Here is a 231-nt window from a genome sequence, read left to right as displayed (position 1 = left end):
GAGCTCTCGATGCGGACGGAAAAGACGTCCGAGAAGAAGTGGCGAACGCCGCTCAAGGGACGGTAGATACAAGTAACCCCGGGAAATACGTGGTGACGTATACGAATGGGAGCATAAGTAAACAAGCGACGATCACAGTAGAAGCGGAAGCTGTGGATCAAACGGCGTTAGAAGTCAAAGACAGTACGATCAAACAAGGAAGCTCATGGCAGGCAAGTGATAACCTAGTGA

At 50.2% G+C, this 231-nt stretch carries 1 protein-coding gene; it reads left to right on the top strand.

Features of this window, described 5'->3' with window-relative positions; genetic code table 11:
• Positions 1–231 (top strand): bacterial Ig-like domain-containing protein (locus tag AB3I00_RS14865; RefSeq protein ID WP_368025652.1); only part of this gene is annotated, 231 nt, incomplete at both ends.

The organism is Enterococcus sp. C76, from assembly GCF_040886985.1.
In the GTDB taxonomy this organism is placed as follows: domain Bacteria; phylum Bacillota; class Bacilli; order Lactobacillales; family Enterococcaceae; genus Enterococcus_B; species Enterococcus_B lactis.
Note: the sequence above shows the minus strand (reverse complement) of the source record. Positions and strands in the feature narration are given on the sequence as shown.